The 10,090-nt window shown below is 70.2% G+C and carries 9 protein-coding genes; 8 read left to right on the top strand and 1 reads right to left on the bottom strand.

Annotated elements, in window-relative coordinates:
* The 6 genes from VFA06_RS05220 to VFA06_RS05195 all read left to right on the top strand — a co-directional run.
* Positions 1–1,243, top strand: a 1,243-nt coding sequence (locus VFA06_RS05220; protein WP_324839250.1) for an Hsp70 family protein, incomplete at its 5' end; no start/stop codon positions are given.
* Positions 1,244–1,412: 169 nt separating this feature from the next.
* Complete coding sequence (gene grpE / locus VFA06_RS05215; protein WP_324839249.1) at positions 1,413–2,060, top strand: nucleotide exchange factor GrpE; 648 nt, start codon at positions 1,413–1,415, stop codon at positions 2,058–2,060.
* Between the two features lie 75 nt (positions 2,061–2,135).
* Complete coding sequence (dnaJ, locus tag VFA06_RS05210; RefSeq protein ID WP_324839248.1) at positions 2,136–3,293, top strand: molecular chaperone DnaJ; 1,158 nt, start codon at positions 2,136–2,138, stop codon at positions 3,291–3,293.
* 1 nt (position 3,294) lies between these two features.
* Entirely contained in the window at positions 3,295–3,789 is a 495-nt protein-coding gene (locus tag VFA06_RS05205) for a heat shock protein transcriptional repressor HspR (protein ID WP_324839247.1), read from the top strand.
* A gap of 100 nt (positions 3,790–3,889) precedes the next feature.
* Positions 3,890–6,472 carry an ATP-dependent chaperone ClpB gene (clpB, locus tag VFA06_RS05200; RefSeq protein ID WP_324839246.1) on the top strand — a complete coding sequence of 861 codons (2,583 nt, stop codon included), beginning with the start codon at positions 3,890–3,892 and terminating at the stop codon, positions 6,470–6,472.
* Between the two features lie 58 nt (positions 6,473–6,530).
* Positions 6,531–6,878, top strand: coding sequence for a hypothetical protein (locus tag VFA06_RS05195; RefSeq protein WP_324839244.1), 348 nt, complete (start codon positions 6,531–6,533; stop codon positions 6,876–6,878).
* A 30-nt stretch (positions 6,879–6,908) separates the two neighbouring features.
* Here the strand turns inward: VFA06_RS05195 and VFA06_RS05190 are convergent, their stop codons facing one another.
* Complete coding sequence (locus VFA06_RS05190) at positions 6,909–8,144, bottom strand: pyridoxal phosphate-dependent aminotransferase (RefSeq protein ID WP_324839243.1); 1,236 nt, start codon at positions 8,142–8,144, stop codon at positions 6,909–6,911.
* 108 nt (positions 8,145–8,252) lie between these two features.
* On the opposite strand from VFA06_RS05190, the gene VFA06_RS05185 reads away from it, so the two are divergent.
* The gene (locus VFA06_RS05185) at positions 8,253–8,771 is read left to right on the top strand and encodes a DUF2617 family protein (RefSeq protein ID WP_324839241.1); all 519 of its coding nucleotides are present in this window, start codon (positions 8,253–8,255) and stop codon (positions 8,769–8,771) included.
* Between the two features lie 28 nt (positions 8,772–8,799).
* A complete protein-coding gene (locus tag VFA06_RS05180; protein ID WP_324839240.1) occupies positions 8,800–10,053 on the top strand; it encodes a hypothetical protein in 1,254 nt (417 codons plus the stop codon).
* Positions 10,054–10,090 lie beyond the last annotated feature (37 nt).

Here is a 10,090-nt window from a genome sequence, read left to right as displayed (position 1 = left end):
TGACGACTGGGACCAGCGCATCGTCGACCACCTGGCCAAGCAGTTCAAGAACGCCTACGGCGTGGATCTGACCAAGGACAAGATGGCCGTCCAGCGGCTGCGCGAGGCCGCGGAGCGGGCCAAGATCGAGCTGTCCACGTCGTCGGAGACCACGATCAACCTGCCCTACATCACCGCGTCCGCCGAGGGCCCGCTGCACCTGGACGAGAAGCTCACCCGCGCCCAGTTCGAACAGCTCACCGCGGACCTGCTGGAACGCTGCAAGGGACCGTTCCACCAGGCCGTCAAGGACGCCGGGCTGAAGGTCGCCGACATCGACCACGTGATCCTCGTCGGCGGCTCCACCCGGATGCCCGCGGTGACCGACCTGGTGAAGTCGCTCACCGGCAAGGAGCCGCACAAGGGTGTGAACCCGGACGAGGTCGTGGCGGTCGGCGCGTCGCTGCAGGCCGGCGTCCTGAAGGGCGAGGTCAAGGACGTCCTGCTGCTCGACGTCACCCCGCTGTCCCTGGGCATCGAGACCAAGGGCGGCATCATGACCAAGCTGATCGAGCGCAACACCACGATCCCGACCAAGCGCTCGGAGATCTTCACCACCGCCGAGGACAACCAGCCCTCCGTGCAGATCCAGGTCTACCAGGGCGAGCGGGAGATCGCGGCCTACAACAAGCGCCTGGGCATGTTCGAGCTGACCGGCCTGCCGCCGGCCCCGCGCGGCCTGCCGCAGATCGAGGTCACCTTCGACATCGACGCCAACGGCATCGTGAACGTCTCGGCGAAGGACCTGGGCACCGGCAAGGAGCAGTCGATGGTCATCACCGGCGGCTCGGCGCTGCCCAAGGAGGACATCGACCGGATGATGCGCGAGGCCGAGCAGTACGCGGCCGAGGACCACCGCCGCCGCGAGGAGGCGGAGACGCGCAACCAGGCCGAGGGACTGGTCTACCAGACCGAGAAGTTCATGCGGGACAACGCCGACAAGGTCCCTGCCGACGTCAAGGGCGAGGTCGAGGCGGCCATCGCGGACACCAAGAGCGCGCTCGGCGGCACCGACGTCGAGGCGATCAAGAACGCCGCGGAGAAGCTGGCCACCACCAGCCAGAAGCTGGGCACCGCGCTCTACGAGCAGGCGCAGGCCGCGCAGGCCTCGGCCGCCGGCGCCCCCGAGGACGGCGGCGCGCAGCAGCAGGAGTCGGACGACGTGGTCGACGCCGAGATCGTCGACGAGGGCAAGAACGGCTGACGGCGCCGGGCTGATTGAACCCGGGACGCCGCGTGGCACGTGGCGGCGCCGGAGGGCGTTCGACAGTTCGACGGCAGCGGGCCGCGGGCCGGGTTCGAGGCGAGGCCTCGGCACTCGACCCGGGCCCGCGCCCGGCCCCCGATCGATCCACTCCAGGAGAAGAGAAGAAGTGAGCGACGACCTCTACCGCCCCGGCCGGGACGCCACAGAGGAAGCCCGGCAGTACGGCGAAGACGAGGGCTTCGAGGCCGCCCCTGAGGCCCAGGGCGAGGAGTTCGCCGGGCGGGTGAACGAGGCCATCGGCGGCGAGCACGGCGACCCGGCCGCGAACCTCGCGGTCGCCGAGCTGATCGCCAAGCTGGCCGAGCGCACCAACGAACTGCAGAGCGCGCAGGCCGAGCTCGGCGAGCGGACCGCGGACCTGCAGCGGCTCCAGGCCGAGTACGTCAACTACCGGCGCCGGGTCGAGCGGGACCGGATCGCGATGGCCGAGATGGCCCTCGGCAAGGTGCTGACCGGGCTGCTTCCGGTGCTCGACGACATCGGCCGGGCCCGCGACCACGGCGAGCTCGAGGGCGGCTTCCGGCAGGTGGCCGAATCGCTGGAGAACCAGCTGGCCAAGCTGGGCCTCGAGCAGTTCGGCACGGCCGGCGAGCTGTTCGACCCGAACGTGCACGAGGCGCTGATGCACACGGTCTCCCCGGACGTCGAGGAGGACACCTGCGTGGAGATCCTGCAGCCCGGGTACCGCCTCGGTGACAGGATCCTGCGGGTCGCCCGGGTAACCGTGGCCCAGCCCGGAGAGCCCGACGAGTAGCCGGCCCGCGGCGGTGTGTGCCGCACGGCAGTTCAGCGATCTTCGAGCACCGCAAGGAGCAGAGGCGAACCCGAGATGAGCACCAAGGACTACCTCGAGAAGGACTACTACAAGGTGCTCGGCGTCCCCAAGGACGCTCCCGCGGCCGACATCAAGAAGGCCTACCGGAAGCTGGCCCGGCAGTATCACCCGGACGCCAACAAGGGGGACGCCGCCGCCGAGGAGAAGTTCAAGGAGATCTCAGAGGCCTACGACGTCCTGTCCGACGACAAGCGGCGCAAGGAGTACGACGAGGCCAGGTCGCTGTTCGGGGGCGGGTTCCGCGGCGCCGGGGCGGGCAACGGCTTCCCGTTCGACCTCGGCGACCTGCTCGGCAACGCCGGCGGGACCGCGGGCGGCGGGCTCGGCGACATCCTCGGCGGGATCTTCAACCGTGGCCGCACGACCACGACGCAGACCACCCCCGGCCGGCGCGGCGCGGACGTCGAGACCGAGGCCACGATCACCTTCATGCAGTCGATCGACGGCGTGACCATCCCGCTGCGGATGACCAGCGAGCACCCGTGCCGGGCCTGTTCCGGCACCGGGGCAAGGGCTGGAACGACGCCGCGGGTGTGCCCGAACTGCGCCGGGACCGGCCAGGTGAGCCGCAACCAGGGCGGCTTCGCCTTCTCCGAGCCCTGCCGGGACTGCAAGGGCCGCGGCCTGGTGGTGGACGACCCGTGCCCGGTCTGCCACGGCTCCGGACGCGCCGCCTCGACGCGCACGCTTCAGGCGCGCATCCCCTCGGGCGTGCGGGACGGGATGCGGATCAGGCTTAAGGGCAAGGGCGCTCCGGGCGAGCGCGGCGGACCGGCGGGAGACCTGTACGTGGTGGTGCATGTGAAGCCGCACAAGGTTTTCGGGCGGGACGGCGACAACCTGACCGTGACCGTGCCGGTGACATACCCGGAGGCGGTGCTCGGCGCGGACATCAAGGTACCGGTGCTCGGCGGATTGCCGGTCACCGTGAAGCTTCCGGCCGGCAGCGCGAACGGCCGGACCCTGCGGGTGCGCGGCAAGGGCGCCCCGCGCAAGGACGGCAGCCGCGGCGACCTGCTGGTCACCTTCGAGGTCGCCGTGCCCACGAAGCTGAGCGAGGCCGCGAATGCGGCCCTGGAGAAGTACCGCGAAGCGACCGCGGACCACGACGTGCGAGCCGAACTGCTCGACGCGGCGAAGGGAGAGGCCTGAAATGTCGGCGGAGAACGGGAACCCGGGCGGGCGTAACGCGGCAGGGGAGGCGGCGATGTACGTGATCTCCGTCGCCGCGGAGCTCTCCGGCCTGCACCCGCAGACCCTGCGACAGTATGACCGGCTCGGCCTGGTCAGCCCGGATCGGGCGCCCGGCCGCGGCCGCCGCTACTCGGCGCGCGACATCGAGCGGCTGCGCGAGGTGCAGCGCCTCTCGCAGGACGAGGGCGTGAACCTGGCCGGGATCAAGCGGATCCGCGAGCTTCAGGACCAGGTCGAGCTGCTCAGCGCGCGGGTGGCCGAGCTGGAGGAGAGCCTGGCGATGGCCCGGGCGACCACGATCCCGGTGGCCGTTCCGGTCCAGCAGCCCGAGTACCAGGCCAGTGCGCAGGCGCAGGCCGCGGCGAACCCGCTGTACCGCCCGGACCTGCTTCCCGCGCTTCCGGCGTTCGGCACCTCCACCGCACTTGTGGTCTGGAAGCCGCAGCAGCACTAACCGCGTCATGCGGTCGAGACGGCGCTGAGTGGCCAAGTGAATAGCTCGCCCTGAGTTCCGTCGGTTTGGAAGTACAAGACAACGGGACGAGGAGCACCTGATGGAGCCCTACAAGCTGACCACTCGGTCGCAGGAGGCGTTGTCCGTCGCCGTGCGGTCGGCAGCCGCGGCGGGCAATCCGCAAGTGGAGACCGCGCACCTTCTCCTCGCCCTGCTCGCGCAGCAGGACGGCACGGCCAGGCCGCTGCTGGAGGCCGTCGGCGTGGACCGGGCGGATCTGACCGCGCGGGCACAGCGCCTCGTCAACCAGCTGCCCAAGGCCGCCGGTTCGACTGTCGCGGCGCCCGAGCTCGCGCGCACCACGATCACCGCGATGAACCAGGCCGCCGACGAGGCGCGCAGGCTGGATGACGAGTACGTCTCCACCGAGCACATCCTCGTCGGCCTCGCGGCCGGGCAGGACAAGACCGCCGACATCCTCAAGGCCTCGGGCGCGACGCAGCAGGCGCTGCGCGACGCTTTCACCAAGGTGCGCGGCAGCGCCCGGGTCACCTCCCCCGACCCCGAGGCGACGTTCCAGGCCTTGGAGAAGTACAGCCTGGACCTGACCGCAGCAGCGCGCGAAGGCAAGCTCGACCCGGTGATCGGCCGCGACACCGAGATCCGGCGCGTGGTGCAGGTCCTCTCCCGGCGCACCAAGAACAACCCGGTGCTCATCGGCGAGCCCGGCGTCGGGAAGACCGCGGTGGTCGAGGGTCTGGCGCAGCGGATCGTGGCCGGCGACGTGCCAGAGTCGCTGCGCGGGAAGCGGCTGGTCTCGCTGGACCTGGGCGCGATGGTGGCCGGCGCGAAGTACCGCGGCGAGTTCGAGGAGCGGCTGAAGGCGGTGCTCGGCGAGATCCGCGAGTCCGGCGGCCAGGTGATCACCTTCATCGACGAGCTGCACACCGTGGTCGGCGCCGGCGCGACCGGCGAGTCGGCGATGGACGCGGGCAACATGCTCAAGCCGATGCTGGCGCGCGGCGAGCTGCGGATGGTCGGCGCGACGACGCTGGACGAGTACCGCGAGCACATCGAGAAGGACCCGGCGCTGGAGCGGCGCTTCCAGCAGGTGCTGGTCGGCGAGCCGTCGGCCGAGGACACCGTGGCGATCCTGCGCGGCCTCAAGGGCCGGTACGAGGCGCACCACCAGGTGCAGATCTCGGACGCCGCGCTGGTGGCGGCGGCGACGCTGTCAGAGCGCTACATCACCGCCCGGTTCCTGCCGGACAAGGCGATCGACCTGATCGACGAGGCGGCGTCCAGGCTGCGCATGGAGATCGACTCGCGGCCGGTGGAGATCGACGAGCTGCAGCGCGCGGTGGACCGGCTGCGCATGGAGGAGCTGGCCCTCGCCAAGGAGTCGGACCCCGCCTCGAAGGAGCGCCTTGAGCGGATTCGCCGCGAGCTGGCGGACCGTCAGGAGCAGCTGAACGCGCTCAATGCGCGCTGGGAGCAGGAGAAGTCCGGCCTCAACCGGGTCGGTGAGCTGAAGAAGCGGCTCGACGATCTGCGCGGCCAGGCGGATCGGGCCCAGCGCGACGGCGACTTCGAGGCCGCGTCCCGGCTGATGTACGCCGAGATCCCGGCCGCGGAGCGCGAGCTGGCCGAGGCGTCGCAGGTCGCGAACACCCGCGAAACCATGGTCAAGGAAGAGGTCGGTCCGGACGACGTGGCCGAGGTGGTGGCCGCGTGGACCGGCATTCCGGCCGGTCGGCTGCTCGAGGGCGAGACCGCGAAGCTGCTGCGCATGGAGCAGGAGCTGGGCAAGCGGCTAATCGGACAGCTCGATGCGGTACGGGCGGTGTCGGATGCGGTACGTCGTGCCCGCGCCGGTATCTCCGATCCGGACCGGCCCACTGGCTCGTTCCTCTTCCTCGGCCCGACCGGCGTCGGCAAGACCGAGCTGGCGAAGTCGCTCGCCGACTTCCTCTTCGACGATGAGCACGCGATGGTCCGCATCGACATGTCCGAGTACGGAGAGAAGCACTCGGTCGCGCGGCTGGTCGGTGCCCCTCCCGGATACGTCGGCTACGAGGAAGGCGGGCAGCTGACCGAGGCGGTGCGGCGCCGGCCGTACACGGTCGTGCTGCTCGACGAGGTGGAGAAGGCGCACCCCGAGGTCTTCGACATCCTGCTTCAGGTGCTCGACGACGGCCGGCTCACCGACGGTCAGGGCCGCACCGTGGACTTCCGCAACACCATCCTCATCCTGACCTCGAACCTAGGCTCGCAGTTCCTGGTGGACCCGGCGCTGGGGGAGGAAAAGAAGCGCGCCCTGGTGATGAACCTGGTGCGTGCGACCTTCAAGCCGGAGTTCCTGAACCGGCTCGACGACATCGTGCTCTTCGACGCGCTCGGCACCGAGGAGCTCGGGCTGATCGTCGAGCAGCAGGTCGCCCGGCTCCAGCGCAGGCTGGCCGACCGGCGGCTGACGCTGGACGTGACCGCCGCGGCCCGGGACTGGCTGGTGCTCACCGGCTACGACCCGGCTTACGGCGCGCGTCCGCTGCGTCGGCTGGTGCAGTCGGCGATCGGCGACCAGTTGGCGAAGGCGATCCTGTCCGGCCGGGTGCGCGACGGGGCGACTGTGCGCGTCGACGTGGCGGACACGGAAGACGGGCTCTCGATCGAGGCGGTCTGACGCGGACCGGGACCAAAGTCCTCTCGCGCGGCTTTCCGCGCGAGAGGATAGTGAGGGTATGTCCAGAATCCGAGCCAAGATCGGGAAAGACGGAAAAGGCCGCAAGACGCCCCGAGCCGGTGAGCTGGGTTTGGTGGTGCTGCTGCTGGCGGCGGGAACCTTCGCTGCCCGGCTGATGGGCTACAAGCTGGGGCGCGAGACCATCGTGCGGTGCCGGGCCGGCCACCTTTACACGACGATCTGGATCCCGGGCGCGTCGTTGAAAGCGGTGCGGCTCGGCATGGTCCGCTGGCAGCGCTGCCCGGTCGGGAAGCACTGGACGCTGGTCTCGCCGGTGAACGAGGCCGACCTCACCGACGCCGAGCGGGAACTCGCCGCGCTGTCCCACGACGTACGCGTTCCCTGACACACGGTCAGCCGGTGAACCGGTCGGTCGTCACTCCGGTTTCGCCAGCACCGCCAGTCGATCCAGCGCCGCGCTGAGCACCTGTGGCTGCTTGCAGAAGGTGAAGCGCACGAAGGGCGCGCCCGCCTGCTTGTCGTCGTAGAAGACCGCGTTAGGAATCGCCACCACGCCGCAGCGCTCGGGCAGCGCGCGGCAGAACGCCAATCCGTCCTGCTCGCCGAGCGGCCGGATGTCCGTGGTGATGAAGTACGTGCCCTCAGTCGTGGATACGCCGAATCCGAGGTCTGCGAGGCCAGTGGCGAGCAGGTCTCGCCGTGCCCGCAGGCTTTCGCCGATCTCGGTGTAGTAGTCGCGCGGCAAGCGCAGCGCCTCGGCGATCGCGTACTGGAACGGGCCGCCGCTGACGTAGGTGAGGAACTGCTTGGTGGTACGCACGGCGGCGACCAGTTCGGGCGTGCCGGTGACCCAGCCGATCTTCCAGCCGGTGAACGAGAAGGTCTTGCCGGAGGAGGAGATCGTCACGGTGCGATCCCGCAGGCCGGGCAGCGTGGCCATCGGGATGTGTGAGCCTTCGAACACCAGGTGCTCGTAGACCTCGTCGGTGATGACGATCAGGTCGTGCTCGATCGCGAGCTGGGCGAGCCGGCGCAGCTCCGCTTCGTTGAGCACCATGCCGGTCGGGTTGTGCGGGGTGTTGAGCAGCAGCGCCCTGGTTCGGCTGGTGATCGATGCGGCCAGCGCGTCGAGATCGGGGTGCCAACGCGGCTGCTGCTGCGTCGGCGGGCGCAGCGTGGCGGGGACGCGCACCCCGCCGGCCATGGCGATACACGCGGCGTATGAGTCGTAGTAGGGCTCGAAGGCGATCACCTCGTCGCCCGGATTGACCACGGCGAGCAGCGCCGCGGCGATCGCCTCGGTGGCTCCGGCGGTGATCAGCACCTCGGTGTCGGGGTCGTATTCGAGGCCGTACCAGTCGGCCTGGTGGTCGGCGACCGCGCGGCGCAGTTCCGGGATGCCCGGGCCGGGCGGGTACTGGTTGCCCCGGCCTTCCAGGATCGCGCGGGCGGCGGCCTCGGCGACCGCGGCTGGGCCGTCGGTGTCCGGGAAACCCTGGCCGAGATTGATCGACCCGGTGGCCACGGCGAGCGCGGACATCTCGGCGAAGATCGTGGTGCCGAGCCCGCTCAGCCGCGAGGCCAGCACTGGGCGCCGGGCACCCGGTACGTCTTTCGGGTGATCTGCCTCAGGCGTGGCGTGATGACTCACGCGTCCTCCAGTCGTTGACCCAGGGCGAGCCGTTTGTCAGACAGAACGCCTTTTCTGGCAGCACGGCCCCCACCGGGAGAAGCCTACGGCCTGGGACGGTGCCGATCGATGTTCGTCGAGTTGACCGCGGCTTATTGCGATACCAGCGCCGAAGAGCTGGGCTGGTCGATGCAGCTGGAGCCGCAGCCCGCATTGGCCGTTCGGCGGCTCGACCTCACGCCGTTCCACGCGGAGCTGCGATTGCTGGGCGCCTCGCACCAGATCTCCGTATGGCTAGGCGGTGGCGGTCCGCCGGGAGGCGTCGAGCCGCTGTGCCTGGAAACCGTCGCCTGCCTGCCGGAACGCACGGTGCCGCTGCCCCGGACGGCCGAATGTGAACTGAGCGGCTGGCGGTACACGATCGAGTCGGACGTGCGCACCTGCTCCGAGGCGGAGTTCAGCGTGCGGGTCGCCGGAATCGAGCGATGCGCGGCCCACGGACTGGTCGGCCGGTACCCGGGGCTGCCGGGCGCGCTGACGGCGATCGTGATGCGACCGTGGCAGGCAGGGCTCTGGTGGACCACGTGGCATACGTATCCACAGGACTGCCAGATCGCTACGACGCTGAGCTTTCTGCGCCTGGAGTGATGATCACGCAGTGAAGATAACAAAACAGGTGATAGCGACCCATGCGATGCTCACGGCGACGCGGCGGCGTACGCTGGCCTGCGAGCACGGCGGTCCGTCGCCGTTGCGGCTGCCGGAAGCAGTGAGGGTGTCGATGCCGTACGAGGCCACGGTCCCGGTCCACCGACGACTGCTCTGGCCCGCTGTCACCGATGCCGAGCGTCTGATCGGCGCGCTGCCGAACGCCTCCATCGACGCCTCCGGCGCTCAAGGCGTGGCCGGGCGGCTGCGGGTACGCACCCGCGAGCAAACCGTCACCTTCCGCGGGGTCGCGCGCATAGTCGAGGTGGTGCCCGCCTCACTGCGCGTCTCGCTGGAGGTAGAGGCGGTGTTCGGCCGGGCCGGCGGCACCGTGGAAGGTGTCGTGGAGATCGCGTTGCGGCAGTCCGGTCCGGGCACTCGCGTAGTCGTCGGCGGGCAACTGGACATCTCGCCGGGGTCCGCTCCCTTCTCCGTCGAAGCGCTGGACAGCGCGTTCCAGCGAGTCGTGCAGCGCTGGTTCACCGCACTCGCCGAGACCTCGCCGGCGGCCAAGCCCGCCGCGGAGGAACGTCCCGAGCGGCGCGAACTGCCCGACTCGCCCCCGGAGGCCCAAGCGACGGAACCGCGGCCCGACACCGAGCTTCCGCGCAGGCGCAGCTCGAAACGCGCCCCGCTGGCCGTGGTACGGGACCTTCCGACAGGACAGCAGAAGCCGGGCAACGGCGCCTCCGCACCGGCTCAGCCTGCGCAGCCCGCCGAGCCGGAACCGCAGCGCTCGAGTCCTGCGAACGGCTGGTCCAGGCCCCCGCAGCAGGAGACGGCCGAATACGCAGCTGATGAGGCGCAGGCCGCTGAAGCGAAGACCTCTGAGAAGAAGAGTCCGGAGCCGAAGAACCCGGAGACAGGGACTCCGGAACCAAACAACGCAGAATCGAAGAACGCAGAATCAAAGAACGCTGAGCCGAAGAAGACCGTGCCGCACTCGCCGGCACCGCTGCGCCTTGTGACGCCTGAGCCCGAGGCAGCGCCGGACCCCGACGAACCCTCCGAGCCGGAGCCGCCCGAAACGGTCGGCGAGCAAGCCACGTCGGTGACCGAGGACGCGACCGTGCCGATCGAACCGGAACCCGACGACATCTGGAGCCGGCTGCGCGACCGCAGCCTGCCACCCTGGATCCCGTTCCTCGTCGGCGCCGCGACGGCGACGCTCGCCGCGCTGGCCTTCGTGCTCGCGGCGCTGCGCCGCCACTATCGCCGCTGAGCCCGCACGCTCGTAAGACCCCGGCATTCGCGCTGCG

The organism is Actinocrinis sp. (assembly GCF_035653575.1).
Classification (GTDB): domain Bacteria; phylum Actinomycetota; class Actinomycetes; order Streptomycetales; family Catenulisporaceae; genus Actinocrinis.
The sequence above is the reverse complement of the archived record's forward strand: the minus strand, read 5'-3'. Positions and strand labels throughout refer to the sequence as shown.